Genomic DNA, 26,303 nt, shown 5'->3' with positions numbered 1-26,303 from the left:
CGACGCACCAACCCATGTCAATTACATGCGATCAGATCGACGCGTAGATCATCCGCCCTTCGCCGAGCAGCGAGAAGACTTTTTCCAGATCCTGCTGGCCGACCGCGAAACACCCTTGGCTGCGACCCAGCTTGCCATGTTTGGCGATCATATCGGGATTCGAATACCAGGCGGCATGAATGACGATCGCGCGGTCCAGTGCATTGTTGTTGGTCGCATCCAGCCCGATCAGCCGCTGCGACATGTGGTGCTGTCCGACATAATAGTTCGCGGCAAGGAAGGCGCCTTCGCACGTCGCTTCCGACCCGACCTCGTTCGAAAAGCGCTGCAGCGTGCCGGTATGCGACGGATCGGAACCGATGCCGTGCGCCACCAGCAGCGAGCGCGTCAGCCCGCTATGCAGGTCGATCAGGTGAAAGCGCAGCCGCGACGAAGCCATCGAAAAATCGGCGATCGCGATCCGGTCCTGCTGGCGGATCCGGCTGCCATGCTGCTCGAGCGCGGCGAGCGCGCGCTGGAACAGTTCCGGGCGCACGCCACGTGGTGCGACTCGCGCCGGCGTTGCCTGCTCGACTGCGACCGCGACCGGCGGCGGCACGGGTACCGGGGCAGCGGCCGGCAACGCCGCCGTTTTCACGCTGGTCGATGCGCAGCCATAGAGCAGGCCGGTGCCCGCCACCGCGGCGGCAGACTTCAGGAATGCGCGGCGCGACGATGCCGCCCCGGCCGAATGGGTGTCGATCAATTCGTTCATGCGTCCTCTGCGCCCCCACAAACTTCGCTCGTGCCCAATATAGTTGCAACTGGTTCGATTCGCTTGAACATGTTCCCGATTTCGGCGCCGTTCGCCGCACTTTGCGGTCCGTCCGCCGATACTGCTGGCGAAGTCGTCGCGGATTTTTCGTTTGGCGGGACTCGTTCCGGCATGGCACCCAATCGTAACCGCCGCGTTAACCGTGCACGCGGCTAGGGAGGTTGCGATGGGCCTGGCACTGGCGGGGGCATTGTGGGTGGGGGGGGTCGGCGTCGCGCTGCTGGCGGCGGCGCCCGCCGCTTCACAGCCCATAGCCGCCACGGCGGCGCAGGAACTGTTGCTGCGCACCGGCCAATGGACCTGGCTCGAGGATGCAGCCTATCAGCGCACCGGCAATGCCACCGATGTCTCGATCCTCATCAGCCTTCCCGGTCAGATTGCCTATGTCTATCGCGGCGGCGTGCTGATCGCCGCTTCGACGGTCTCGACGGGGAAGCCGGGCAAGAGGACGCCGGTCGGCGAGTTCACGATCTTGCAAAAGCGGGAGTTTCACCGCTCCAACCTCTACAGCAACGCACCGATGCCGTTCATGCAGCGGCTGACCTGGACCGGGATCGCGCTCCATGCCGGCGTGCTGCCCGGCTATCCCGCTTCGCATGGCTGTATCCGGTTCCCGCGCGAATTCGCCCGCCGGCTGTTCGAGGTGACGCAGCTTGGCGGCATCGTCAGCGTCGTCGATTACGAGATCGACGATCCCCGAGTCCGTCGCGGCGCGCCCCGCCTCGAGCCGCAGCAGGTGGCCGCTGCGCCCATGCTCGCCGCCCCCTTCCTGCGTGCCGATCCCGCGGCGTTCCAGACCGGCGCGTTCGATGTCGTGACCGCGAGCAACGATGTCGTCATTCCCGTGGCCGACATGCGCAATGTCGTATCCGACGCGGTAGTCCCGTACGCCCCGCTACGGCTGCGCTGAACGCAAACCCGCTTGACCTTCCGCCCGGGTGCGGCGAAAGGCGCCGCGCGGGGGTGGCATGCTGCACCCGCGAACTGACTCGCGCCGGTGCCCGAGAGGGCTCCACGGGAACACGGTGCGGACGGATGACCGTCCAATGCCGAGGCTGTCCCTGCAACTGTAAGCGGCGAGCACGATGCGCAGGTTCCTCTTGGCACAAGAGGGGCAGCCACTGGGGTCCGCCCTGGGAAGGCGCGCATCGGGCGATGACCCGCAAGCCAGGAGACCGGCCGGCGTGATGTCGCTCTTGCTGCGGTCCAGGGACTGACCATGGCACGGTGATCCGTCTGAGCGACGACCCATGCGGCCGGACCGCATCGGGACGCCGCGACGGGTGCCATGCGCCCATCCCGACCGGCAGCCCGGCTGAGCACATGCTCGGCAGATCCGGCCCGATGTTGCTCAAGGCGCCGGGGGATCACCCGATGAAGACCGTTGTTTCACTATTTGCGCTCGCTGCTGCGGCACCCGCACTCGCCCAGATCACTGCGCCTGACGACCGCGACGACATCGTCGTCACGGCCAACGGCATCGCTCAGCCGCAGGACCAGGTGGGTCAGGCAATCACCGTCATCGACGCGCAGACGATCGACACGCGGCAGGCAGTCGACGTCGTCGACCTGCTCGCCACCACGCCCGGCATTCGCTTCAACCGCAACGGGCCGGTCGGCGGCCCCACCGGCGTGTCGATCCGCGGCGCGGAAACCTCACAGACGCTGGTGCTGCTCGACGGGGTGAAGATCAACGATCCGGCCGGCATCGGCGAAGCGTATAATTTCGGTCCGCTGCTCACTGGCAATATCCGCCGGATCGAGGTGCTGCGCGGCTCCAACTCGGTCGTGCACGGCAGCCAGGCGATCGGCGGCGTCGTCAATGTCATGACCGCCGCGCCCGACGCTGGCTTCGGCGCCAACGCGTCGGGCGAATATGGCTCGTTCGAAACCATCGCTCTCAAGGGCGACGTGTCGGGCAGGACCGGCATCGCTGCGGGCGGCATCGGCGCGTCCTGGTTCCGCACCGACGGCATCTCGGCCAAATCCAGCAACACCGAGCGGGACGGGTACGAGAATTTCGCCGGCAATGTGCGCCTCGGCCTGGCCTTCAGCGATGCCGTCAGCCTGGATCTGCGCGGCTACTACATCAATTCCGATGTCGCATATGACGGCTTCTCCGCGGCGCTTGGCGAAGTGAGCAAGCTCGACCAATATGTCGGCTATGCCGGTCTCAACCTTGCCCTGTTCGACGGTGTATTCAGCAATCGCGCGGCCGTGACGTATCTGCGCACCGACCGTACCGATTTCGACACGCGTGATGGCGCGCCCAGCTTCGGCTATCGCGGCCGAACGCTGCGCTTCGAGTATCAAGGGGTCGTCCAGCCGCTCGACGAGGCGAAGCTGCTGCTGGGCTATGAGCATGAAAAGCCCGAATATACCTTTTTCGGCTTCGGCTCGCGCAGCGGCGCCGATGCCGATCTCGACAGCGTGTACGCGCTGGCGATCATCGAGCCGGTCACCGGGCTTTCCGTCACCGGCGGCGTGCGCCATGTCGATCACAGTCAGTTCGGTGGCGCGACGACTTTTGGCGCCAACGCCAACTGGTCGCCAAACGGCGGCGTGACGAACCTGCGCGCCAGCTATGGCGAAGGCTTCCGCGCGCCGGCGCTGTACGAACTCTACGACACGTTCAGCGGCAACCGGAACCTGCGGCCCGAACGCTCGCAAAGCTACGACATCGGCGTCGACCAAAGCTTCGGCGACGGCGCGGCGGTCATCGCGCTCACCGCGTTCCAGCGGGATACCAAGAGCCAGATCAACTTCGACAACGCGACCTTCACCTACGACAATATCGACCGCACCCGCGCCAGAGGCATGGAAGCGTCGCTGGCACTGCGCCCGGTCGAGCCGCTCAGCTTCAGCGCAGCATACAGCTATATCGACGCGCGCGATCGCTCCGGCCGCCCCGCCTTCGAGGGCAAGCGCCTTGCACGCCGCGCGGAACATGCCGTCAGCGTCTCGGTCGATTACGACTGGTCATTCGGCCTCGCCACCGGCGCGACGGTGTTGGTCGTCGGCGACAGCTTCGACAATGCCGCCAACACCGTGCGGCTCGATGGCTATGCCCTGGCTGGCGTACGCGCATCCCTGCCGATCGGCGATCGGCTGGAAGTCTATGGTCGGGTCGATAATCTGTTCGATGCCGATTACCAGACGGCGGGCGGTTATAATGTCTATGGTCGCACAGCCCATGGCGGTGTGCGTGTCCGTTTCTGACGCACGCAAGAGGGTGGCGGCGTGATCCGCGCCGCCGCCCTTGCGGGCATCCTGCTGCTTGCGAGCTGCGCCGCCCCGCCGGTGCCACAGCCGATCACCCCGTCGGCGCGCCCGCAGCGTGTCGTCTCGCTCAACCTGTGCGCCGACCAGCTACTGGTGCCGCTGGCCGATCGCGATCAGATCGCCGCCCTCAACATGAACGCGCGCGACCGCTGGATGTCGGCGGTGGCGGCGCAAGCGCGCGGCCATCGCCTCATCCGCGGCTCGGCCGAGGAAGTGCTGGCGCTCGCTCCCGACCTCATCGTCGGCGCGCCGGCCTTCCGGACGGATGCGCTTCGCCGCATGAGCGGCCGCGCCTATCCTGCGCTCGAACTGCCGCCGGCAAACAGCTATGCCGAAATCCGCGCCCAGATCGGTGAGCTTGCCTCGGCGCTCGGCCATCCCGACCGCGGTCATCGCCTCGTCGCGCGGATGGATGCCGCGCTCGCCGGCATGAAGGCGATGGGGCGGGGCCGGGTGGCGGCTTACTATCAGCGGCGCGGATACCTCACCGGCACCGGTACGCTGGTCGATGCGTTGATGACGCGGGCTGGCCTGGTGAACATCGCGGCAAAGCTGGGGAAGCCGGCACTGTCACGACTCAGCCTGGAGCAGATCATCGCCGCGCGACCGGACGTGTTGATCGTCGAGGAGGACAGCCAGGCGCTCGACGATCAGGGCGCGCAGATGCTTCAGCATACCGCGCTGCGCCACATCCCGCGTATCGTCCTGCCGCAGGCGTGGACTGTCTGCGGCGGTCCGGCCTTTGTCGATGCCGCCGCCAGCCTCAACGCGCAACTCGCGGCGCTGCCGGATCCGCGCACATGAGCCGCGCGTTGTTGATGGCGCTCCTCGCTGCCCTGGCGTCGATTGCCGGCGCCGCCTCGCTGCTCACCGGGAGCGCGGCGCTCGATGCCGGTCGGCTCGCGGCCGCGTTGCTGGGCGGTGGCGATCCGATCGCCCGCACGATCCTGTTCGAACTGCGCCTGCCCCGTGCGCTGCTCGGCCTTGCCGTCGGCGCCATGCTCGGCCTGTCGGGCGCGGCGTTGCAGGGCTATTTGCGCAATCCGCTCGCCGAGCCGGCAGTGCTAGGCGCGTCCAACGCCGCGGCACTGGGCGCCGTGATCGCGCTCTATTTCGGACTGGCCGCGATCCACCCTGCCGTGCTGCCGCTGCTCGCGATCCTGACCGGACTGGTCGCGCTGGGCCTGGTGTTCCTGCTCGCCGGTCGCGCCGAAAGCCCGCTCACCCTGATCCTTGCCGGGGTGGCCGTCGCGACGATGGCGGGGGCGGGGATCAGCCTGGCGCTCAACCTCGCGCCCAATCCGTTCGCAGCGATCGAGATCATGGCCTGGCTGATGGGCAGCCTTGAGGATCGCAGCTTCGCACATGTCGCGGTCGCACTGCCGTGCATCGCGATCGGCATCGCCTTGCTGCTGTGGGACGGCCGCGCGCTGGATGCGCTGGCGCTGGGTGCGGACGGCGCGCAGGCGCTCGGTGTCGATCTCGCCCGAACGCGGCTGCGCCTGCTGCTGGGCGTCGCGATCGGCGTTGGCGGCGCGGTCGCGGTGACCGGAGCGATCGGCTTTGTCGGCCTGATCGTCCCGCACCTCGTTCGACCGTTCACCGACCGCAGTCCGTCGGCCGTGCTGCTGCCGTCCGCCGTTGCCGGTGCTGCGCTGCTCACGCTGGCCGATGTCGGCGTCCGCCTGATCCCGGCGAGCAGCGAGCTGAAGCTCGGCGTCGTCACCGCGTTCTTGGGCGTGCCGATATTCCTGGCCCATCTGTTGCGGGAACGCCGGCTATGGTGATGCTCGTCACGCGCAACCTCTCGGTCATGCTGGGCCACCGCCGCATCCTCGACGGTATCGATCTGGACTTCGCGCCGGGCGCGCTGATCGGCGTGGTCGGCCCGAACGGCGCCGGCAAGTCGACGCTGGTGCGTGCGCTCACGGGCCTCATCGCCTATTCCGGCAGCATTGCCCTCGACGGCTGCGAAGCCTCGACAATTGCGCGCCGGGAGCGCGCGCGGGCGACGGCCTATTTGCCGCAGGGGCAGACGCTGCATTGGCCGCTGACGGTCGACCGGCTGGTTCAGCTCGGCCGATTGCCGCACCTTGGCCCGCTGTCGCGCATTGTCGATGTCGACCGCGCGGCGATCGAGCGCGCCATGGTGAGGGCCGACGTCCTTACCCTGCGCGATCGGATCGCGACCGAACTGTCGGGCGGCGAACGCGCCCGCGCCATGCTCGCGCGTGCGCTGGCGGTCGAAGCGCCCATATTGATCGCCGACGAGCCGCTTGCCGCGCTCGATCCGCTTCACCAGTTCGAAGTGATGGAACTGCTCGCCGCCGAGGCCGCCGCCGGCCGCACGGTTATCGCTGTCCTCCACGACCTTGCCATGGCGGCGCGCTATTGCTCGCGCATCGTCATGATCGAACATGGCCGCGTGGTCGCCGACGATCGGCCTGTCGCGGTACTCGGTTCGCAACGGCTTGCCGCGGTGTACGGCATCCGGGCGGAGATGGATTGGCGAGGCGATGTGCCACGACTTGCTCTTCTCGGCCGGCTTCAAGATCCCGGATAATCGACCGCCGCGACGCCATATTCGAAGGGCCGCAACGGCTCGCCCAGCGCTGCGACCAGCGCGACCTCGATGCGCCGCCGGCTTTCCGCGGCGATCGCCTTGCGCCCCGGAAAGTCGCGCGGGTCGAATGGCTCAAGGAAGCTGATCTTCAGCGGGAAACCTTGTTTGCGCGCGAGAACGCGCCGCGCATTGTTGAGGCCGCTCTCGTCCCCGACCCAGCCGATTTCCTCGCCCGCCGCACCGTAGTCCAGCAGCACGGGCTGAACCAGCACGCCGGGCGGCGGCGGCTCCAGGACGCGCAGCATCGGCGTCTTGAACGGGAGCAGTGACTTACCGTTGGTTGTCGTCCCCTCCGGGAACACCGTGATCGCCCAGTTTTCGGCCAGCGCGTCGCGCAGTTCGTTGATCTGCTGGGCAACGCCCATGCGGTTCTCGCGCTTCACATAGACGGTGCGGTTCAGGCCGGCGAGCCAACCCACGACCGGCGCCTCGCCGATCTCGGACTTGGCGACGAATGCCGTCCCGCTCGCGCCGCCCAGCGCAAGGATGTCGATCCATGACACATGGTTCGAAACATAGAAGACATCGCGCCGCAACGGCGTGCCGATGACTTGAACCCTTGCACCCGCAATCCGCGCCACGCGGCCCAGGAACCAGCGCGGCCAGGGCGAGGGCAGGCGCAACAGGCGCCACAGATAGTGCATCGGCACGTGGCTCAGCACAGCCACCAGCAACAATGCCGCTCGCCGCCACAGGCGGAACGTCTCTTCGCCGGTTAGCGCGGTCTTCTCACCCAGCGCGGCGGCACGGCGCCGAGCATCGAAGTCGCTCGACGATCCCGTCCCGTTTGGCGAAGCGGTTCCGGCCAAACGGCCTAGGCCTTTCGTTCCAGCGCGACGCCGTACAATTCCATGCGATGGTCGACCAGGCGAAAGCCCAGCCGCTCGGCGATCTGCTTTTGCAGTTGTTCGAGTTCGGGATCGACGAACTCGATCACCTTGCCGGTCTCGACATCGATCAGATGGTCGTGATGCGCCTCGGGTGCCGGTTCGTACCGTGCGCGGCCATCGCCGAAATCATGCCGGTCGAGGATGCCGGCTTCCTCGAACAACCGCACCGTTCGATAGACCGTGGCGATCGATATGCCCGGGTCGATTGCCGAGGCGCGCGCATAGACCTTTTCCACGTCGGGATGGTCATCTGCATCGGACAGCACGCGTGCGATCACCTTGCGCTGTTCGGTGATCCGCAGGCCCTTTTCATGGCAAAGCGCTTCGAGGTCGATCTTGTGCGGCATAGCGCCGATGTAGCGGCAATGGACGCGGCGGGGAAGGGGAGCCGGATGGATGCCCTGAAACCACAGCCCTGAAACGCAGCGGGCCGGCCCGGACATGATCCGGACCGGCCCATCATACTCCCGGATCTGCCTCAGCGCTTGCGGCGCTTGGTCCCCAGGCCGATCTTCTTGGCCAGGGTGCGGCGCTGCTCGGCATAGTTGGGCGCAACCATCGGATAGTCGGCCGGCAGGTTCCACTTCGCGCGATATTGTTCGGGCGTCATCTGATAATGGGTCATCAGGTGGCGCTTGAGCATCTTGAGCTTCTTGCCGTCCTCAAGGCAGACGATGTAGTCGGGCTTGATCGACGCGCGCACCGAAACGGCAGGTTCCTGCTTCTTCGCCTCGGGCTCCGGGGCCTTCTCGCCCAGGCCGGCCAGGGCGCCATGAACGTTCGAGATCAGCAGCGGCAGATCGGAAACTGCGACGCTATTGTTGCTCACATGCGCGGCGACGATGTCGGCGGTCAGGGTGACCAGCGTTTCCTGCATGTCGTTCGACGAGTCCATGACGGTCCTTTCAAGATTAAAGCAAGGGCGGCAAGATTACACACCGCCTTCGATGCGCTATCGACCCCGGCACCGCTAAATGCAAGGCATCAGCCATGCTGATCCGGCCTAATTAACCAATTGTTCGGAAAAAGGTGTGGGCGTCGAACAGCCTGCCGTCCTTGCCGCGATAATAATCGCGCCGTTCGCCGATCTTTTCGAAACCTTGCCGGCGATACAGCTGGACTGCATCGTTGTTGGCACGAACCTCTAGATGCACCGTGACGGCGCCGCGCTCCTGCGCATCGGCGATAACCGACCGCAACAATGCGGTGCCCACACCGTGGCGGCGCATGGCGGGCGCAATCCCGATCAACAGCAGTTCCGCTTCATCCGCTACGGTCCGGGCCAGCGCGAACCCCGCAGGCTTTGCGTCCAGCCAGGCGATGCTGAACCACACGCCCGGCAGTGCGATCATCCCCAGGCACTGGCTTGGCGTCCATGCTTCGCCAAAGCTCGGGTCGAACGCCTCACGCATCAGCGCGTTGACCGTGGCAAGGTCGGCGGGGCCGCCATGCACGATCTCGATCGGATAGTCGGCCGTCATTGCGCGATCGGCTTGGCATCGGGCGCGCGGCCATAGATCGGACGCGCTGCCAAGGTCCTGTCCGCCGGGGCGAGCAGGGCCGCATCTGCCGCGCGCGGCAGCGCCTCGCACACCTGCAGGGTCGGCTCCATTGCGACCAGGTGGCGCACCCCGTTGCCGATCGCAAGCCGCCCGTTCAGCGAAGCCAGCGCGGCATCGGGCTTGAGCGATGCAAAGGCGCCGACAGCCCCCGCCGCACGGTCGAAATGCTGCACGAATACTTCGCCATGTCCGCCTTCAAGCACCACGGCTAGTTGATGCAGATCGGCGTCGGCGGCAAAGCCGGCAGCGGCGACCAGCGGCAGCGCGGAAAAGCCGGCGACCGGCACGCCCCACCCCAGGCCAAGCCCGCGCGCGGCAGCGATGCCCACGCGTATCCCGGTGAAGCTACCGGGGCCACAATCGACCAGGATATGCTCGGCGCGCCCGCCTTCGGGCAGTTCGGTGATCATCGGGATCAGCCGTTCGGCATGACCGCGGCCGACCACCTCGTGCCGCTGCGCGAGCACGGTGCCTTGCTCGATCAACGCGACCGAGCAGGCGGACGCCGCAGTTTCGATGACAAGCGTGCGCGGAATGGTCGCCTCAGGCAATGGTGTTGAACTGCTCGAACGCAGGGCGCGGCAGGCGATCGAAGATCGTTGTGGGATCGCCGATCCCGATCGTGCTGATGAAGTTGGACTTCACATGCGGGGTGTCGCCGAAAAACGCAGCGTCCACCGCCGCATTGTCGAACCCCGACATCGGACCCGTGTCGAAGCCGAGTGCGCGCGCAGCGATGATGAAATAGGCGCCCTGCAGCGAGGCGTTGCGGAACGCCGATACTTCGCGCCCGGCAGCCTCCGCGAACCAGGGCCGCGCATCGGTGTGCGGCAACAATTGCGGCAGATGCTCGTGAAACTCGCTGTCCATGCCGATGATCACGGTCGCCGGGGCAGCGCGGATCTTGGGCGCATTGTTGCCGGAGGCAAGCGCCGCCAGCCGGTCCTTGGCATCCTGGCTAAGGCACCAGACGAACCGCGCGGGATGCTGGTTCGTCGCGGTCGGCCCCATTTTCAGCAGGTCATAGATGGCGCGGATATCGTCCTGCGTCACCGGGGCGTCGGTATAACCATTAAACGTGCGCGCGGTGCGGAAGATCGTGTCGAGCGCCGCGTCGTCCAGCTTCTTGCCCATCAGACGGCCCGCACTTCGGTGACTTCGGGCACGTAATATTTCAGCAGTTGCTCGATCCCGTTCTTGAGCGTCGCCGTGGAGGACGGGCAGCCCGAACACGCGCCCTGCATCTGCAGGTACACCTTGCCCTTGTCGAACCCGCGATAGACGATGTCGCCGCCGTCATTCGCCACGGCTGGGCGAACGCGAGTGTCGATCAGGTCCTTGATCTGCGCGACGATGTCGGCGTCGGCGGGGTCGTCGGTGAACCCGGCATCGGCTGGCGGCACCGAAAAGCCGGCGGCGCTGCCCTGCCGGAACAGCGGCATGTTGGCGCTGAAATGATCGAGCAGGATGCCGAGCACGTCGGGCTTGAGCCCGGGCCAGTCGACGCCGGGCGCCGCCGTTACCGAGATGAAGTCGCGTCCAAAGAAGACCCCGGTCACGTCACCCAGCGCGAACAGCGCCTCGGCAAGCGGCGAAGCTTCCGCTTCTTCGGGCGTGGCGAAATCGCGCGTGCCGGTATCCATGACGGTCCGGCCGGGCAGGAATTTGAGCGTCGCCGGGTTCGGCGTTGCTTCGGTCTCGATCAACATGGCCCCCATTTGGGCGCAAAGGGGCGCTGCATCAAGCGAACTGGCGGAAACCGATCGTTGCGTGATGCTGATCCTGAAATCGCCTGCGAAGACAGTGGCGCGACTCGCTTTCCTTTTGCGCCAACTACGCGTAAGGCGCGGCGTCGATTTTCCCGGTACATCGCAAGAGGTTTGTTTGGCCAAGGAAGAACTGCTTGAAATGCGTGGGCGCGTGGTGGAGCTTCTCCCCAACGCGATGTTCCGCGTCCGGCTCGAGAATGATCACGAGATTCTCGGCCACACCGCCGGCAAGATGCGCAAGAACCGCATCCGCGTGCTGGTGGGCGACGAGGTGCTCGTCGAACTGACGCCCTATGACCTGACCAAGGGCCGCATCACCTATCGCTTCAAATAAGGCTGGTCCCGTGCGGCTGGTGCTCGCTTCCACGTCACCGCGCCGGCTGGATCTGCTCGCGCGGATCGGCGTCGTGCCTGATTCGATCGCCGCACCCGACATCGACGAGAATCCGCTGCCCGGCGAGCTGCCGCGCGCCTATGTCCAGCGGATCGCGCTGAGCAAGGCGATGGCGGTCGAGCGTGCGTCGGATCAACTGGTGCTGGCCGGCGACACCACCATCGCCGTTGGCCGCCGCATCCTGGGCAAGCCGGCGGACGAGGCGGATCTCAGGCGCATGCTCGCCCTGTTGTCGGGCCGGCGCCACCATTGCCTTTCGGCGGTGGTGCTGATCGGACTGGACGGCAAGCCGCGCCAGCGGCTCAGCGACACGATCGTCGCGTTCAAACGGCTGACCGTTGCCGAGATCGACCGCTATGTCGCCAGCGGCGAGGGGATGGGCAAGGCGGGCGGCTATGCCATTCAGGGCCTCGCCGAAATGTATATCCGCTTCATCTCGGGCAGCCATTCGGGCGTCGTCGGCCTGCCCGTGTACGAAACGCGCGCCTTGCTGGAAGCGGCCGGGCACCCGGCGTTCCGAAGCGGGGTGCCCGGCGAGCGTTCGCTTGGCTGAGTGGCTTTACGAAGCGGGCATCGGTGAAAACCGCGCCGCGCTGGTCGTCCGCGGCACGATACGCAAGGCACGGATCGAACTGCCAGGCCTGCGCGCCGGCACGATCGCTCCCGCGCGGCTGATCGACCGGACGACGGGCAAGGTTCAACTGCCAAGTGGGGACGAGGCGCTGTGCGATCCGCTGCCGCCGGGCATTACCCAGGGCGCGCGCATTGCCGTGCGTATCGTGCGTGAGCCCATCCTCGAACGGGGCCGTGCCAAGCTGGCTAAAGCGGTCCCGGCGCTCGATGCGGCGGCTGGCCCCGGACCCGACTTGCTGGCGCGCATCGCCGAAGATGGCCTGCCCGTCCGCCACTGCCGCGCGCATGAGCCGGATCGGCTGGAAGAAGCTGGCTGGTCGGAAGTGATCGAGGAAGCGCGCACCGGTGACATTGCGTTCGCCAGCGGCGCGCTGCGGCTTGCATTGACGCCGGCGATGTTCCTGTTCGACGTCGACGGCCCGCCGCCGCTCGGCAGCCTGTCGATCGATGCGGCCCATGCCGTCGCGGCGGCGATGGAGCGGCTCGATATTGGCGGTTCGGTCGGTATCGATTTCCCGACGCTCGCCAACAAGGGCGAGCGCAATGCCGTGGCCGAGGCGATCGACGCTGCCTTGCCCCAGCCGTTCGAGCGCACCGCGATGAACGGCTTCGGTTTCCTTCAAGTCGTTCGGCGGCGCACCCGCATGTCGTTGCCCGAATTGATCGCTGCCGATCCGGCTGGCGCCGCGCTTCGCGCCGAATTGCGCCGGCTCGAACGCCTTACCCCGCCGGCGCCGGCCACCTATATGCTGCCCGCGCCGCTGCTGCGCCGGCTGGAGCGTGAGCCGCAATGGCTTGCCGAACTCCACCGCCGCACCGGTGGCCACACACGATTCGTGGAACAGATATGAAGCGCGACGATTTCCCGATCTGCGGCGAGCCGGCCGACCCGGCGTTCAAACCTTTCTGCAGCCGCGGCTGCAAGGATCGCGACCTGCTGCAATGGCTGGGTGAAGGCTATCGCCTTCCCGGTGCCGCGATCGACCCCGATGAAGCGGCCAGCGCGCAAAGCGGGCTGGACAGCGACGAAACCCGCGACTAAGAGCGCGCCTTCCGGCGGTTCGCCGGCAGACATAAGTCCCCGGCGATGCCGGTTGGGCCCGGGTAGCTCAGTTGGTAGAGCATGCGACTGAAAATCGCAGTGTCGGCGGTTCGACTCCGTCCCCGGGCACCACTAATCTTTCGGAATATTAATCGCGCACGGTAACGGGCGTTGCCACGCACGGTTACGATGCCACTGCACACATTAACGGGCTGCGGTCCCAGCGCTGCGAAGTTTTGAGCCTTACTAGGGTGGAAAATTAAGCGACGCGTCTGTCGATCCACTTCCGCTGCCGTTTGCATCGCGAAGCACGTTGAGGCAGCGAATCTCTAGTTAAGAGCGGAATCCAGCCGCTCGTTAGCGACCTGGCAAGATCAGTGCATCCATTGATGATGGTCGAAGCGAGGTGCAATCACTGGAGATGTGAAAATGAATCGTGAGTTTGAGATTTTCGGGAAACTTGAAGCTGCCCGGGCAAAGGTCCTGAACCTTGCCGAAACGGATGGGATGCGTGAGTATTTCTCGGACGGATGCGCATTCACCATCTCCGAGCTACAACTTAGCGGCGGAGCGGCGAGCTTCATTGCAACCTGCACCGTCTGCACCCGGGGCGGACTGCGTATCCCTGTCTATGGGGACTTCGTCGAGAGCGGGGATCGATCGGACCTGGACCCACACGCGTTCGCCCGGACCATCTACGCAGCGGCCAGACAGCTGATCAACGACAGCCTCGTTCATGAAAAGAGGAAGGCGGAGCTCAAATCGATGATCGAAACGAAGCTGGCAGGAGCGCGTCTCGAAGGCATCCAACTAGATCTGGTTTCTATTACCGAACTGCCTGTCTTGGCTTCGCACCCCAATCGGGACGGAGAGGTCTACTTCGATATCACCATTACCCAGCCCGGCGATGACGGCGAGATCGAAACGTTCCACCATGATGCGGCAGATGCCGAGGAATTCGGCCTCTATGTAGATAGCAAGATCATCGCTCCCTTGAAGCGGGCCCTTGCTGCCTGAGTTGGCCAGAATAGCTTCTGGGCAGCCGATGCGCCCCGCTCACCGGCTGCCCAGTGGGTCAAGGAGGACCGGAGGATAGTGGAAGAGTGACAGCCATTTCGTGCGAGAGTTTGAGGGCTGAGGGGTGAGGGGTGAGGGTGAGGGTGAGGACCACGGGGCAGCGCCCCCGGCCGCTTCAAGCACCGTATCTACTGGACCAAGTGACCTCCCGCACGCGGGGTGCTGCCAAGCCACCGTAAATCTCAAGGCCAATCCACTCGAGTTCCGCGTCGAGGACGTCGTCTGTCACCTCGCGGGACCAAAGCTTGGCCTCGGGATCCCAGCGATAGCCGCGCCCGCGCAACAGGTCCTTCGCCGAAAAAGGGGCACCGACAGCCTCGATCGCCCACGTGGCCTGGGACGCTCGCCTCACCGCCGATCGTAGCACCGTTCCGCCTTGATCGAGCGGATGATCGAGGAGGTGAAGGAGCGCCGTGACGTCCGACTGCGCACGATGTGCTTCGAAGAACCATCCCATTTGGGAGAGCAGGTGCGAGAGCACGCGGCCCTCAAACCCAAGTCCCCGCCAGTCGACGTCGTTGAGCGTGCACACCCAAGGCTTGCCGACGATGTCCGGCAGACGCTGCTCGAGAAACTTGCGGTCAAAGGCCGCATTGTGCGCCACGACAAAGTCAGCGTCCCGAATCAGCGACGTTGCAACCGGATCGAAGATCCGCTTGCCCGCGACATCCGCATCGGTGATGCCGGTCAGCCGCGTCACGCCTTCATCGATCGGCTCGCCAGGATCCTCGAACCAGGATTGGGGCTTACCAGTCGCGATGATTCGACCGAGATCGTCCGCCCAGAAGCGCTGCATCGCGAGCTCGATGATCTTGTGACGTTCAGGATGCAACCCAGTCGTCTCAACGTCGATCGCGCAACCCGAGAAGGCAAAGCCGCTCGTTCCGCCGCATCGATTGCGGTCCATCGGCGCCATCCGCTCGAGCACACGATAGCCGTCGTGGCGCGCGAGCGCCCGTGCAAGCACCGAAGCTCGCACGGGCACCCCGATCACGGCATCGGCATTCATGCCGCGAGCCGCTGCTCGATAATGACCACCAGCCCGTCTGCGAGCGGGCTGCCCGGGTCTGCAGCGACCTGCTCGAGCATCTGCGCCATTCCGGGGGAAACGAGGGCGTTCACCAACGGGAGCGCGGCATCAAAGCCCTCGATCAGATTCAGGCTGTGAACATCGTCGAAGGCAATGCGAGCAGCGAGCTGTCGGGACGCCGCGTGCTCGCTTTGCGCCATGACAGCGCTGAACCCGTGCTTGGTCCCCGAAGCCGTGCGCTCCACATAGGTAGCGGTGTAGAGCCGGCGGCGGGAAAGATCGCCGCCTTCGTCCGCGATGGTCCACGGGCCGACAACGTTGTCATCTGAAGTGTCGTCCGCCGCCAGAGCATCCAGATCCTCAGGGGCCGCGTCGAGCCCCAGCGACAGCCCGTGCAAGAGGATGGCACGCGTGCAATCCTCCAGGTCGAGGCAGGCGGTAATCGCCGGCCGCCCGTCGAACATCCGGCGAGGCGCAAGCATCCATGCCATGGGATCGTGCTCTACCCCGTCCCGCTGGAAACGCGCGCCGACCTCGCTGGCGACAAGGGCGAGCCGGACGAGGCTGCGCTCGGAAACCAGGTAGGTGGCGTCGCTCTCGACGTCCTCATCGAGCGGATCGCAAACGATCGCTGGCGCAACCGAAACGTTGATGCGGCTCTTCAAATTGGCCGTGGTAGTCTGGAACATTTTCGTTCTCCGGTCGCCCAACCCTTTTCGAAGCTCCCGCAGCGTGGCGACGTCCACCGCGGCAACTAACCATATGGTATGTCTCCTATAACACTACAATAGTTCTTGTAGTATTGTAGTGAATGGTTACGGTTCTGGTTGTGATTGGTCCGCGTGACCCTTAGATTCAGGAGGTGGACGACATGAACGCGATCGCAGCCATGAGCGCTTTGGCTCAGCCGACCAGGCTTGCCATGTTCAGGCTCCTGGCGGAGGCGGGTGATGCCGGCCTGTCCTCGGGCGAGATCGCACGACGGCTAGGTGTCCCCATCAACAATCTCACGTCACACCTGGCGATCTTGAGCCGTGCGGGCCTCGTCGAATCGGTGAAGACCGGGCGCGTCGTCACGTCGCGCGCGAGACGACAAGCGATCGACGAACTCGTGCGGTTCCTGAACGACGATTGCCGTCATTTCTAACTTTCCAGATGCTGATCTGGATCGCGCACAGTCGCGTTATGAGGTGACGCAGCGTTAAGGCCGATCGAACGGACAATTTTTGCGAATCTCATCAGCGACAGAAATTCGCGGAGCTGGCGAGATGATTGCTATCCATTCCCCCGTAGATGCTGAACGTCTGCTTTCGCATCCGTCTTCGAGGAAGCAGACGCTCAGCATTCGACCCCGTTGCGGACATTGCGAGGAAGTTATCGGCGCTCGAATGCATACCGCTCGCGACGTGTAATCGCTTCGAGGCACGCATAGCGTCTGGCGAAATAAGCTACTGACGAGAGGCAACTAGCGGCTTGACCAGTCGCGGTCGGGTGTTCCATTCAATCATCACACGCAGGGGGCCCTCTCGGGCGAAGCGCTTAATCAGGGGGAGCGATACGTTGTCGAGAGAACGACGCCCAGTTTTAGCCATCGTCGCAACGCTAGTCATGGCTGCATTCGTCTATGCGTGGTATCAAAATAACGGGCGCGAGGCCCGCATGGATCAGCATGTGCAGGATATGGAGAATTTCACCGCCTACCAGCAGTCTGGCAACACGTTGAACGACCGCTATGGCCGCAGCGGCACCGATGGCCAAAATCCAAAGGCCGAACAATAAGCCGCGTCCAGCCGGCGACGCATAAGTTAATAACGACCCATATTGCGCCCCCCGTGGGAGAGGGACTTAGCAGCTAACCACCCATCTTGCGCCATTCTGTCCCGGCAGCACGCGAACCCCTATTGCCGACACAGCGCTAGCCGGCTTGCGCTGTGGGAATACGATCTGAAGGCAAGCTTGGGCAGCAGTTTGAATCATAATTGTCGTTACTTGGAGCTCGTATCGAGGCTCGATTTCGCGAGGAGCGGCTTGCAGAAAGCGCGAGTGGCCTCTTTGAGCGACACGATCTGCTGAAGGGTGACTGGATACGGGCTTAAGCCCTTAGAATTGTTTTTCAGCGCCCAGTCTGACAAAAATACCGCGCGATCATTCAGCGCGTGCGCCCTTGCGAAGGCGGTGCGCAGGGCTGCCCAGTCTTCGGATTGGAGCAGGGCGGCATGATCGATCTGGCTCAATTCTACCCAGACCTCGTTCTCGGCCTTGTAAACCTCCGCTAGTTCGCCTCCGCCTTCGAAGGCGGCGCCCCACTTCTGTCGCTCCGCAAGCGGCATGTGGTCCAGTGTTTCGCTGTTGAGGGCGGTGGCCCATGCGCCGGTTGATGTCCGCGAGTAAGTTGGAGCGCCGAGCTTGCCGCGCAGGTCGAGCGGCGCACCCAGCCTGTTCCGCTCCAGCACAACACGCAGCTCCTGAAGTCTTCTGTCGAAGCAGGGGCGCTGTAGAAGGCGAACCGACGCTTCCGTGAGCGCCCCTCGCAACTCGTCGGAGAGCACTTCGCGCTGCTGACCGACAAGATGGCTCCAGCGAAGCGCCTGCACTGCCTGCTCGCCCGAGAGCGCCACGAGCACGCCGAGCACGATGATGCCCACTTCCGCCAGGAAGCCGCGCTGCCCATCGCTACCGCGCCCCAAGCCAGCGAAGCTGAACCGCCGCTTCGGCCTGAGGATATCTGTAGCCGATCCCTCGTCGCTCGACTCCGCTCCGCTCATCGTTGCTTCCTCCCCGCGGAGGGGATGCACGGGAGTGCCATGGGGAACAAGTGCCTCGTCACATGGGCCACACTCAGGGGATACCCGGGACCGGCTCACTCCGTGCTTGATGCTTACCAACCGCCAATCCCAGCGTCTGCTTTCCACCTCAGTCGATGTTTGGGCGCTGACAACGCGGACCAAGCAGCGGACGGGCGTCTAACGACGCCCAAAGCGGCCGTTCGATTAAGCGAGAGCGTGCCTCAAGGCTTGCCTGCTCCGATGAGCGGTAATGCAGCTAATCACGCTGGCGACGACGAGTGCGAAGGCAGCGACTTCAAGTGGCGAGGGCAAGCGGCGTTCCCACATAAAAGCGTAGAGCAGCGCGAACAACGTCTCGAATAGGATCATCTGCCCAACCATCGTCATCGGTAGCAGGCGGCTCATGCGGTTCCACAGCGCGTTGCCGAGAATTGAAGCAGCGACCGCGACAGCGATCGACACGGCGCCGAATTGCACCCAAGCACTCACTGCGTGCTGGATCGGATCGACCGCCGCACTAAGCGGAAGAAGCGCCACGGCCTGCGCGCCGGTGACAACGCCAGTCAGCAGGTTCCAATCGTGGACGGACACGCGATCGAGCCGTTTTAGGGCGCGGGCATTTCCTACCGCAAAGGCGGTCCAAGCGACAAGCGCTCCGATCGCGCAGATGAAGCCAACAAGCTCACGGTCGGAATTGGCGGACGCGGGACGACCGAGCGCCTGCCACCCAATGCAGATCGCGCCGGCTGCACAGAGCAGCAGGGAGGGCGCAAGGCGAGCGAGCGGCACAGCATCGCGATCGCGAGCACCAATGATCGTCACGGCGACCGGAAGGAAACCGATGACGAGCGAGGTCGTGGCAATGCCGACGTCCTGCACAGCGGTCGATAACAGGATGTAGTAGAGTGTATTGCCCGCAAGCGAGAGCCAAACGAGCGCCAGCCAGTCGCGCCGCCTCAGCGTGCCGACGAGCGCCCGCCAACGCGGTGCGATCAGCATAGCCGAGATGATGCCGTAGGCGAGATAGCGACCCACTGCGAGCTGAAGCGGCCTAAAGTCGCCTACTAGCTCCGGGGCGAGGAACACCAGGCCCCAAAGAGCGCCCGCCCCCATACCGCAGGCCATGCCAACTGAAACTCGACTGGTGCCGACTGGATCGGCGGAAGGTGGGATCACGGCGTAAACCTCGCTGATGATGCTGGATCATATCATCACCCTCGCGAGCGAAGTGCGCTTGATTGACGGGACAAATGCAACAATTACTCGCCCATGCCACGCACTCCGTCAGTCCGCCGTCCTTCCCTTGATACCTTCGATCGCGCAATCCTACGCATTGTCCAGCGCGACAACAAGACGCCACAGAGGGCGATTGCAGAAGCCGTCAACCTCTCCGCCGCAGCCGTCCAGCGTCGGATTGCGGCAATGGAGGATGCCGGCGTTATCATGCGCAATGTCGCCATCGTTGATACGGCGGCGGTAGCGATGGCAATTACGTCGATCGTCGAAGTCCATTTGATTGATGAGCGATTAACCACCGTGGACACCGCCAAAGCACTGTTCCGCGACGCGCCAGAAGTCCAGCAGTGCTACTATGTCACTGGCGGCATCAGCTTTGTGCTGGTTATCCTCTCGCCTGATATGACGGCCTATGAGGCGATCACCCGCAGGCTCTTTGCCCAAAATGAAGCCGTGGCCAGCTTCCGCAGCCTAATCGCGCTCGATCGCGTCAAGTTTGGAGCTGAAGTGATCGTCCAATAGGACATGGCTGGTGTGCATCCGCCGCATCCGGAGCGGCCGGCAGCTGACTACCCATTTTAAGCTGCCTGCGAGGTGATAGACACGCGCCAACCACAGGCGAGCAGGACACTATCCCATAGCCGACGTCATTCATCGATATTGATTTCTGAGCGACGGCGGCATCGATGCCTAGCCGTCGCCTTGGCACCTATTTCAGAAAATCATGCAAAGCGGTAGAATCCCCAGCCTGATCGATCACCATAAATGAACCGAGGGGCCAATACCGACAAATGTCCGGCTTGAACGTTTAGCGAAGTTAGCCTTGAAGAAGCTTCGGCGCGATCTTGATGCGCGACAACGGGGCTGCCCGATATGAAAAGCCCGCTGACCCGGTAGCGGCAGAAGCGAGCGTAGCCGGCATGACGCTGAACTTTCACAGGCACGCGAATCCGTCCAAGCACAGGTCACATGTCGGTCGCTGACGCTGGACGAGGCGCGGGAAGCCGCTTCATTGCTGGAATGACCGCTTACCCGCGCGATGCTTCCAGGCGCGCGCGGCATCGATCGACACGCCTGGCGCTGACTCGCTCCAGCAAGGTTAACGCGCGAGGACTCGCTTCAAGGCGTCGCCCGCACCTGAGCCTCACGGTCGAAAAAGCGTTGCTTTGCAGCGCTGATAAACCCAGTGTTCAAGCCCGTCACGCCTTCATCCGACTGGACGCCCGCCTTATCGAGCAGCGGCTGAGCATCCTTACTATAGCCGATCGCTTTCAAATGACCGAACGCATCCATCACGAATTGAACGGCCGATCCATGGCCAACGAGCTCCCGCGCACCGTCGTCACTGAGGATAATCGCGACTGCGTCGAACAGAACCGATGGCGATCCGGCGAGCTGGCCATCGGCTTTGCAGACATTACCGTCCGACAGCTTGGCGCCACCAATCTTGAGAGCGACGACGAAGCACCGCCCACCAGCTTCATTCACCGCCTGCCGGACTGCAGCGATCTCATCGGCATCGGAGCCATCGTGGATCAGAATGCCGACACAGCGCCCTTCCAGCGTCTCCTTCATGTTGCCGACGATCCGTAGAGCAGGCGAGGGTGGCAGGTCCTGCACCGGCTGAGCGGCCGGCGAAATTTGCGGCAAGTCCACGTTCATCGATTTCGCGACGCGCGCGGCGAGATCCTCGTCCACATTGCGCAGATTTGCGATCGTGCGCTGCTGCACATGCTCGAACTGGCACTTGGAGAGCTCGAAGGTGAATGCGGACACGATGTGCGACTGTTCGGCCGGGTGCATCGAGCGCCAGAATAGGCGCGCCTGACTATAGTGATCGGCAAAGCTCTCCGCCCGGATGCGGCTCTTCGGCCCTTCCTCCATCGGTTCGCGGAAGCTGGTGAAGCCGGTCTGCGGATCCTCGCGCGGACCACCTCCCTCGCCGGCGAGCGCTAGGCTGTTGGGCTCATAGTTCGCGCGGCCTTTCGGCACGTTCATCTGCATATGGCCGTCGCGCTGGAAGTTGCTGAACGGGCACCCGCCCTCGCGGCCCTTGGCGCGATTGGTCGGGAGTTGGTGGAAGTTGGTGCTGCCGAGCCGCTTCAGCTGCGTGTCGAGATAAGAGAACAGCCGACCCTGCAGCAGCGGATCGTTGCTGAAGTCCATGCCGGGCACGAGGTGGCTGGGGCAGAAGGCGACCTGCTCGGTCTCGGCGAAGAAATTGTTGGGATAGCGATCGAGCACCATGCGCCCGACGATGCGCACCGGGATGAGTTCCTCGGGAATGATCTTTGTCGCGTCGAGGTGATCGAACGGCAACTTGTCCGCCGCCTCCTGATCGAACAGCTGCACGCCAAGCTCCCATTCGGGAAAGTCGCCGCGATCGATCGCTTCGAACAGGTCGCGGCGCTGATAGTCGGGATCAGCGCCGGCGATCTTGACGGTCTCGTCCCACACCGTGGACTGGAGGCCAAGCTTGGGCTTCCAGTGATATTTGACGAAGGTCGAGCGCCCCTCGGCATCGATCAGCCGGAAGCTGTGGACGCCGAACCCCTCCATCGTGCGGAACGAGCGCGGGATGGTGCGATCCGACATCGCCCACATCAGCATGTGGACCGATTCCGGCATCAGCGAGGTGAAATCCCAGAATGTATCGTGCGCCGCTGTCGCCTGAGGGAAGCCGCGATCGGCCTCGGGCTTTACCGAGTGAACCAGATCGGGGAACTTCATCGCGTCCTGGATGAAGAAGACCGGCACATTGTTGCCGACCAAATCCCAGTTGCCGTCCTTAGTGTAGAATTTGGTCGCGAACCCCCGCACGTCGCGCGGCGTGTCGGTCGAGCCCTTGCTGCCGGCGACAGTCGAAAAGCGCACGAACACCTCGGTGCGCTCGCCGACTTCGGTCAGGATGCGGGCGGTCGTGAAGTCGGCCAGGCTGTCGGTGAGCTCGAAATAGCCATGCGCGCCGGTGCCGCGGGCATGCACGATCCGTTCGGGAATGCGCTCATGATCGAAATGCATCATCTTCTCTCGGAAGATCATGTCCTCGAGCAGCACTGGACCGCGTGCATGTGCCTTCAGCTGGTTCTGATTGTCGGCGATCGTAACGCCGTGATTGGTCGTCAATCGATCTATGCCGGGCCCAGCCCCCTGGTGCGTCTCACCGCCATTGCCGCGTGTCGTGCCCTCGGGTCGGCCTGCCATTCGTTCGCTCCTGATACCAAATCACATCAATGAACGACCCTCACACCCAATGGTTCAGCAGGTCGCGTCCGACATAACCCGGTCGATAGTGAGTTGCCGTCAGCAGCCGCCGAGGCAGACAGTGCCGCAGCGGCCTCATCATCAAAACATCTGTAGAAGGTCGGGTAAGTTTTTGATTGGCGATCGGCCTGCATGGTCAAAGTCCGACAACCATATCGCTTCATCCCGATGAAGCGCATGCCCATCCACGTGACGGTTTCACTCTTCGGGGAGCTTTCAATGCGCACTCAAATCGCCTTGCTGTCTATCGCTGCCGCAGCGCTATTCACGACCACAGCTACAGCAACCGCTTCAGCGGTCTTGGACGTGCTCGGAGTGCGCAATGGCGACGCAATGGCGACAGCGGAGAAGGCGCTGCAGGCCAACGGCTTCAAACGCAGCGATGGCTACACGGTCGACGATTGCAGCAAATCGTATGCGGATCTGGTGGCTTTGGCTTCGGCACATCCCAGGGGCATCGGAGATATGAACCTCGTGCGCTGCGAAACCACGTGGAAGGACGCCTCCGGTCAGCGTGTTCGGCTCGTGTCAGTTATCACTCCGGCCGGTTATCGCGTGAGCCGCCTGACCTACAATATCACGGCACCAGGTGGCGTCGCTGCTATCGCGCCGGCGCTGACGAAGAAGTTTGGAGCCGCGACGCAGGCCAAGTCGCGAATGGGCGGGGGGTTCCACACCTACTCTGGGACGCAGCCCGGAATCACGCTCACTCTTGCCGAGGAATTTGGCAACAAGAGTGCCGCCGTGATCATTCTGTCACCGCGTGACACCTACTCGGAAGACCAGCGTGCGATGAACTCGATCCAACAGTAAGCTGCGGCGCGGCGAACTGGCGGAAAGGTCAAATTGTAACAGCATAGCTCGCCAGCGGCCCGGCGTATCCCGCCGGGCCGCGGCAATTCTCCCATAGGCTCAACGTGGTAAACGGAGCCGGCACACCGGCGTCCGCCGCGCCGTTGCAATCGCGATCGACGCGCGCACGTGCCGTAAACGTCTATGATCACGAACCGGTGTAACTGGCGAAGCCGTATCCGCTGACTGAATATCAAATCTCAAGCCCCGTCTTGAAAGCCAGCTCGTCCAGGCTCATTGTAGGGCGATGGCGATCCCCCCAGATCCTCGCGCAGCCACGCTCCCAGCCGGCAGCAGCACGCCGCGCCTGCGCCCCTAGGCTAATTTGGCCTAGGCAAAGTCGGCGCAGCCACGCCGCGCACACCTTAACAGTATCGTTTTGCTCGAACGGCGCGCAGTCTCTGGTCGCCCGGAGGTCTACTTGTTTTTCACTCGCTTCACGGCCCTGGGCGTCTGTCTCATCAGCGCCATCGTGGCCGGCGTCTACCTGCCGCACGCCTGGGCCGTCCCGCTTTTCATCGCGAGCGCCGCCCTGTCGGCAATCGGTCTATATGATCTCGCTCAGCCTCTACATTCTGTTCGGCGTAACTATCCGATAATTGGCAGGCTGCGCTGGTTTTTCGAGGAAATCAGGCCTGAAATCAGACAATATTTGATCGAAGGCGATAACGATAAGGCGCCTTTTTCGCGTGCGCAGCGCTCGCTTGTTTACGCGCGTGCAAAGAACGAGAGCAGCGACCGCGCTTTCGGCACGCTCGTGGACGTCTATCAGAACGGTTACGAGTTCATCGCGCACTCGACGCGGCCCGCACCGGTCGCCGATCCGGCGACCTTCAGGATCCCGATCGGCGGACATGATGGCGCTCCGCCCTACATGGCGTCGATCTTCAACATTTCGGCAATGAGCTTTGGCTCGCTTAGCGCCAACGCTATCCGCGCGCTAAACAAGGGCGCTCGGCTCGGCGGCTTCGCACATGATACGGGGGAGGGGAGCATCAGCCCCTACCATCGAGAACATGGTGGCGACCTCATCTGGGAGATCGGCAGCGGCTATTTCGGCTGCCGGACGGCCGACGGACGCTTCGATCCAGTCCGCTTCGCCGAGCAGGCCGCTGATCCGCAGATCAAGATGATCGAACTGAAGCTGAGCCAAGGTGCCAAGCCCGGCCATGGCGGCATCCTGCCTGGCGAAAAGGTGACTCCTGAAATTGCCGCGACACGCGGCGTGCCGGTGGGCGAGGACTGTATCTCCCCGGCTCGCCATCGCGAATTTTCAACGCCGTTGGAGCTGGTCAAGTTTCTCGGAGAGCTTCGCCGACTTTCGAAGGGCAAACCCGTCGGGATGAAGCTGTGCGTCGGCCAGCCCTGGGAATTCATGGGCATGGTCAAGGCGATGCGCGAGACGGGGATCATGCCGGACTATATCGTGGTCGATGGCTCCGAGGGGGGAACGGGCGCCGCGCCAGTCGAGTTCGCCGATAATCTTGGCATGCCGATGCGCGAGAGCCTGTTGTTCGTCCACAACACGCTGGTCGGCGCCGGGCTTCGTAAGCGGATCAAGATCGGCGCTGCCGGCAAGATCGTAAGTGCCTTTGATATCGCTTCGGTGCTGGCCTTAGGCGCAGACTGGACCAACGCGGGCCGTGGCTTCATGTTCGCACTCGGCTGCATTCAATCGCTTTCTTGCCACACGAACCGCTGCCCCGTCGGTGTCGCCACTCAGGATCCGATGCGGCAGCGCGCGCTCGTGGTTCCGGACAAGGCCGAGCGCGTCTTCAACTTTCATCGCAACACCATGAAGGCTCTGGCGGAGATGATCGCTGCGGCAGGCCTAAATCATCCTTCGCAGCTTGGCCCTCACCACCTCGTCCGTCGCGTGTCCCTGACCGAAATCCGGCTTTTTTCTCAGCTGCACATTTTCCTCGAAGATGGCGAGTTGCTGACCGGCTCGCACGACCGCGACTTCTACAGCGCGGCATGGCGGCTGGCACGCTCCGACAGTTTCGAGCTGGCGCGATGACGGAGCGACACAATCCCACACGGCCGGTCGAGCCCACGGCGCCTGCCGGGACTGAGGCGGCGCGTGTTCCGTCCGGGGCCGCTGTGCAACCCGATCGCCGAAGCCTCTACGAACGCCGCATAGGCGTTTTCGTCCTAGCGACGCTGTGCTGCTTGCTGTGGGGAAGCGCATATCCCGCGATCAAAGGCGGCTATGCGATGCTCGGCATCGGCAAGACCGACATTGCGAGCCAGGTGCTCTTCGCGGGCTGGCGTTTTACCCTCGCCGGCGCCGGCTTGCTGATCTTCGCTGCTGCGGTGGGTCGTCCAGTGCTCGCCCAGGGCGCTCGCCATGCCGGGCAGCTGATGATGCTCGGTCTTACGCAGACGGCCATCCAATATGTGTTTTTCTACATCGGTCTGGCGCATGCAACCGGCGTCAAGTCCTCGATTATGAACGCTACGGGGGTCTTTTTCAGCGTTGCGCTGGCGCACTTCATCTACGCCGATGATCGCATGAGCGGACGCAAAGCCCTCGGCTGCCTGATCGGCTTTCTTGGCGTGATCGTTGTCAACATCGGAGGCGGCAACGATCTGGGCCTGGACTTCACCCTGCTGGGCGAAGGATTTGTGGTTATCGCCGCCTTCGTGCTGGCAGTCGCTTCCATCTACGGCAAGCAGCTATCGCGATCGCTCGATCCGATGGTTATGACCGGCTGGCAACTGCTGATCGGTGGCGTTCTGCTTACCATTGCCGGGACAGTCTTCGGCGGGCACATCGATTATCTGGACTTCCAATCCGGCGCGCTGCTCACTTATCTTGTTGTGCTGTCGTCTGTGGCGTTCGCGATCTGGAGCTTGCTGCTCAAGCATAACCCCGTGGGTCTGATCGCCGCGTTCAATTTCCTCGTTCCCGTGTTTGGTGTTGGCCTCTCGGCTGCATTCCTCGGCGAATCCATCTGGCATTGGAAAAACCTGGCAGCTCTGGTTCTGGTGTGCGGCGGTATTTGGCTCGTCACCCGTGCACCGAAGCCGGCCTGAGCCCCCAACT

At 63.8% G+C, this 26,303-nt stretch carries 29 protein-coding genes, 1 tRNA gene and 1 riboswitch; of the genes, 17 read left to right on the top strand and 13 right to left on the bottom strand.

Going from position 1 to position 26,303, the window contains the following annotated elements:
• Positions 1 to 31: 31 nt before the first annotated feature.
• Complete coding sequence (locus tag BFL28_RS09530) at positions 32 to 754, bottom strand: murein L,D-transpeptidase catalytic domain family protein (protein ID WP_069320322.1); 723 nt, start codon at positions 752 to 754, stop codon at positions 32 to 34.
• Between the two features lie 226 nt (positions 755 to 980).
• On the opposite strand from BFL28_RS09530, the gene BFL28_RS09525 reads away from it, so the two are divergent.
• From BFL28_RS09525 to BFL28_RS09505, 5 genes are all read left to right on the top strand, one after another.
• On the top strand, positions 981 to 1,724 hold the full coding sequence (locus BFL28_RS09525) for a L,D-transpeptidase family protein (protein ID WP_069320321.1): 744 nt from the start codon (positions 981 to 983) through the stop codon (positions 1,722 to 1,724).
• Between the two features lie 68 nt (positions 1,725 to 1,792).
• A riboswitch (cobalamin riboswitch) is annotated at positions 1,793 to 2,012 on the top strand.
• Between the two features lie 176 nt (positions 2,013 to 2,188).
• A complete protein-coding gene (locus BFL28_RS09520; protein ID WP_069320331.1) occupies positions 2,189 to 4,033 on the top strand; it encodes a TonB-dependent receptor plug domain-containing protein in 1,845 nt (614 codons plus the stop codon).
• Between the two features lie 21 nt (positions 4,034 to 4,054).
• Positions 4,055 to 4,900, top strand: a complete 846-nt coding sequence (locus BFL28_RS09515; RefSeq protein ID WP_241527283.1) for an ABC transporter substrate-binding protein — start codon at positions 4,055 to 4,057, stop codon at positions 4,898 to 4,900.
• Positions 4,897 to 5,883 (top strand): FecCD family ABC transporter permease, encoded by a 987-nt coding sequence (locus BFL28_RS09510; RefSeq protein ID WP_069320320.1) that lies wholly within the window; start codon positions 4,897 to 4,899, stop codon positions 5,881 to 5,883. Before BFL28_RS09515 ends, BFL28_RS09510 begins: the two co-directional genes overlap by 4 nt.
• Entirely contained in the window at positions 5,877 to 6,659 is a 783-nt protein-coding gene (locus tag BFL28_RS09505) for an ABC transporter ATP-binding protein (protein ID WP_069320319.1), read from the top strand. The genes BFL28_RS09510 and BFL28_RS09505 overlap by 7 nt, the downstream gene beginning before the upstream one ends.
• Here BFL28_RS09505 and BFL28_RS09500 read toward each other — a convergent pair.
• The 7 genes from BFL28_RS09500 to BFL28_RS09470 form a co-directional block, all read right to left on the bottom strand.
• Complete coding sequence (locus BFL28_RS09500; RefSeq protein WP_173655718.1) at positions 6,644 to 7,528, bottom strand: lysophospholipid acyltransferase family protein; 885 nt, start codon at positions 7,526 to 7,528, stop codon at positions 6,644 to 6,646. The two genes, BFL28_RS09505 and BFL28_RS09500, sit on opposite strands and share 16 nt — an antisense overlap.
• Positions 7,529 to 7,533: 5 nt before the next feature.
• Positions 7,534 to 7,956, bottom strand: a complete 423-nt coding sequence (locus BFL28_RS09495) for a Fur family transcriptional regulator (protein ID WP_069320318.1) — start codon at positions 7,954 to 7,956, stop codon at positions 7,534 to 7,536.
• 131 nt (positions 7,957 to 8,087) lie between these two features.
• Positions 8,088 to 8,504, bottom strand: a complete 417-nt coding sequence (locus tag BFL28_RS09490; RefSeq protein ID WP_069320317.1) for a Ros/MucR family transcriptional regulator — start codon at positions 8,502 to 8,504, stop codon at positions 8,088 to 8,090.
• A 112-nt stretch (positions 8,505 to 8,616) separates the two neighbouring features.
• A complete protein-coding gene (gene rimI / locus BFL28_RS09485) occupies positions 8,617 to 9,090 on the bottom strand; it encodes a ribosomal protein S18-alanine N-acetyltransferase (protein ID WP_069320316.1) in 474 nt (157 codons plus the stop codon).
• On the bottom strand, positions 9,087 to 9,722 hold the full coding sequence (gene tsaB, locus BFL28_RS09480) for a tRNA (adenosine(37)-N6)-threonylcarbamoyltransferase complex dimerization subunit type 1 TsaB (RefSeq protein WP_241527282.1): 636 nt from the start codon (positions 9,720 to 9,722) through the stop codon (positions 9,087 to 9,089). The genes rimI and tsaB overlap by 4 nt, the downstream gene beginning before the upstream one ends.
• Positions 9,715 to 10,305, bottom strand: coding sequence for a malonic semialdehyde reductase (locus BFL28_RS09475; RefSeq protein ID WP_069320315.1), 591 nt, complete (start codon positions 10,303 to 10,305; stop codon positions 9,715 to 9,717). The genes tsaB and BFL28_RS09475 overlap by 8 nt, the downstream gene beginning before the upstream one ends.
• Positions 10,305 to 10,880, bottom strand: a complete 576-nt coding sequence (locus BFL28_RS09470) for a NifU family protein (protein WP_069320329.1) — start codon at positions 10,878 to 10,880, stop codon at positions 10,305 to 10,307. Before BFL28_RS09470 ends, BFL28_RS09475 begins: the two co-directional genes overlap by 1 nt.
• A gap of 175 nt (positions 10,881 to 11,055) precedes the next feature.
• Here BFL28_RS09470 and infA point away from each other — a divergent pair, with 175 nt between their 5' ends.
• The 6 genes from infA to BFL28_RS09440 all read left to right on the top strand — a co-directional run bounded on the left by infA (position 11,056) and on the right by BFL28_RS09440 (position 14,026).
• Positions 11,056 to 11,274 (top strand): translation initiation factor IF-1, encoded by a 219-nt coding sequence (gene infA / locus BFL28_RS09465; protein WP_066578926.1) that lies wholly within the window; start codon positions 11,056 to 11,058, stop codon positions 11,272 to 11,274.
• A gap of 10 nt (positions 11,275 to 11,284) precedes the next feature.
• Positions 11,285 to 11,887 carry a Maf family protein gene (locus tag BFL28_RS09460; RefSeq protein ID WP_069320314.1) on the top strand — a complete coding sequence of 201 codons (603 nt, stop codon included), beginning with the start codon at positions 11,285 to 11,287 and terminating at the stop codon, positions 11,885 to 11,887.
• Positions 11,880 to 12,818 carry a ribonuclease gene (locus BFL28_RS09455; RefSeq protein ID WP_069320313.1) on the top strand — a complete coding sequence of 313 codons (939 nt, stop codon included), beginning with the start codon at positions 11,880 to 11,882 and terminating at the stop codon, positions 12,816 to 12,818. The genes BFL28_RS09460 and BFL28_RS09455 overlap by 8 nt, the downstream gene beginning before the upstream one ends.
• Positions 12,815 to 13,009, top strand: coding sequence for a DNA gyrase inhibitor YacG (locus BFL28_RS09450; protein ID WP_069320312.1), 195 nt, complete (start codon positions 12,815 to 12,817; stop codon positions 13,007 to 13,009). Before BFL28_RS09455 ends, BFL28_RS09450 begins: the two co-directional genes overlap by 4 nt.
• Positions 13,010 to 13,065: 56 nt before the next feature.
• Positions 13,066 to 13,141: transfer RNA gene (locus BFL28_RS09445), tRNA-Phe, on the top strand.
• Between the two features lie 297 nt (positions 13,142 to 13,438).
• Positions 13,439 to 14,026, top strand: a complete 588-nt coding sequence (locus tag BFL28_RS09440) for a hypothetical protein (protein ID WP_069320311.1) — start codon at positions 13,439 to 13,441, stop codon at positions 14,024 to 14,026.
• Between the two features lie 175 nt (positions 14,027 to 14,201).
• Here BFL28_RS09440 and BFL28_RS09435 read toward each other — a convergent pair whose 3' ends face one another.
• Together BFL28_RS09435 and BFL28_RS21245 are read right to left on the bottom strand one after the other, a co-directional pair.
• The gene (locus tag BFL28_RS09435; RefSeq protein WP_069320310.1) at positions 14,202 to 15,095 is read right to left on the bottom strand and encodes a 3'-5' exonuclease; all 894 of its coding nucleotides are present in this window, start codon (positions 15,093 to 15,095) and stop codon (positions 14,202 to 14,204) included.
• Positions 15,092 to 15,805 (bottom strand): hypothetical protein, encoded by a 714-nt coding sequence (locus BFL28_RS21245; RefSeq protein WP_069320309.1) that lies wholly within the window; start codon positions 15,803 to 15,805, stop codon positions 15,092 to 15,094. The genes BFL28_RS09435 and BFL28_RS21245 overlap by 4 nt, the downstream gene beginning before the upstream one ends.
• 182 nt (positions 15,806 to 15,987) lie before the next feature.
• Here BFL28_RS21245 and BFL28_RS09425 point away from each other — a divergent pair, with 182 nt between their 5' ends.
• Together BFL28_RS09425 and BFL28_RS20920 are read left to right on the top strand one after the other, a co-directional pair.
• On the top strand, positions 15,988 to 16,263 hold the full coding sequence (locus tag BFL28_RS09425; protein WP_131818625.1) for an ArsR/SmtB family transcription factor: 276 nt from the start codon (positions 15,988 to 15,990) through the stop codon (positions 16,261 to 16,263).
• 461 nt (positions 16,264 to 16,724) lie between these two features.
• Positions 16,725 to 16,895 carry a hypothetical protein gene (locus tag BFL28_RS20920; RefSeq protein ID WP_158011641.1) on the top strand — a complete coding sequence of 57 codons (171 nt, stop codon included), beginning with the start codon at positions 16,725 to 16,727 and terminating at the stop codon, positions 16,893 to 16,895.
• A 206-nt stretch (positions 16,896 to 17,101) separates the two neighbouring features.
• On the opposite strand, the gene BFL28_RS09420 is transcribed toward BFL28_RS20920, so the two are convergent.
• Together BFL28_RS09420 and BFL28_RS09415 are read right to left on the bottom strand one after the other, a co-directional pair.
• The gene (locus BFL28_RS09420) at positions 17,102 to 17,881 is read right to left on the bottom strand and encodes a hypothetical protein (RefSeq protein ID WP_069320307.1); all 780 of its coding nucleotides are present in this window, start codon (positions 17,879 to 17,881) and stop codon (positions 17,102 to 17,104) included.
• Positions 17,882 to 18,106: 225 nt separating this feature from the next.
• Positions 18,107 to 19,027: a DMT family transporter gene (locus tag BFL28_RS09415; protein ID WP_069320306.1), complete on the bottom strand. Its 921-nt coding sequence runs from the start codon at positions 19,025 to 19,027 to the stop codon at positions 18,107 to 18,109.
• 144 nt (positions 19,028 to 19,171) lie between these two features.
• Here BFL28_RS09415 and BFL28_RS09410 point away from each other — a divergent pair, with 144 nt between their 5' ends.
• Complete coding sequence (locus tag BFL28_RS09410) at positions 19,172 to 19,660, top strand: Lrp/AsnC family transcriptional regulator (RefSeq protein ID WP_069320305.1); 489 nt, start codon at positions 19,172 to 19,174, stop codon at positions 19,658 to 19,660.
• Positions 19,661 to 20,257: 597 nt separating this feature from the next.
• Here the strand turns inward: BFL28_RS09410 and BFL28_RS09405 are convergent.
• Positions 20,258 to 22,342, bottom strand: coding sequence for a catalase (locus BFL28_RS09405; protein WP_069320304.1), 2,085 nt, complete (start codon positions 22,340 to 22,342; stop codon positions 20,258 to 20,260).
• A 228-nt stretch (positions 22,343 to 22,570) separates the two neighbouring features.
• Between BFL28_RS09405 and BFL28_RS09400 the strand changes: the two genes are divergently transcribed.
• The 3 genes from BFL28_RS09400 (at position 22,571) to BFL28_RS09390 (ending at position 26,293) form a co-directional block, all read left to right on the top strand.
• On the top strand, positions 22,571 to 23,215 hold the full coding sequence (locus BFL28_RS09400; RefSeq protein ID WP_131818624.1) for a hypothetical protein: 645 nt from the start codon (positions 22,571 to 22,573) through the stop codon (positions 23,213 to 23,215).
• Between the two features lie 460 nt (positions 23,216 to 23,675).
• Positions 23,676 to 25,274: an FMN-binding glutamate synthase family protein gene (locus BFL28_RS09395; RefSeq protein WP_069320328.1), complete on the top strand. Its 1,599-nt coding sequence runs from the start codon at positions 23,676 to 23,678 to the stop codon at positions 25,272 to 25,274.
• Complete coding sequence (locus BFL28_RS09390; RefSeq protein ID WP_338152249.1) at positions 25,232 to 26,293, top strand: DMT family transporter; 1,062 nt, start codon at positions 25,232 to 25,234, stop codon at positions 26,291 to 26,293. Before BFL28_RS09395 ends, BFL28_RS09390 begins: the two co-directional genes overlap by 43 nt.
• Positions 26,294 to 26,303 lie beyond the last annotated feature (10 nt).

Source organism: Sphingomonas turrisvirgatae, from assembly GCF_001721295.1.
Lineage (GTDB): Bacteria > Pseudomonadota > Alphaproteobacteria > Sphingomonadales > Sphingomonadaceae > Sphingomonas > Sphingomonas turrisvirgatae.
This window is presented reverse-complemented; position numbering and strand designations above follow the sequence as displayed.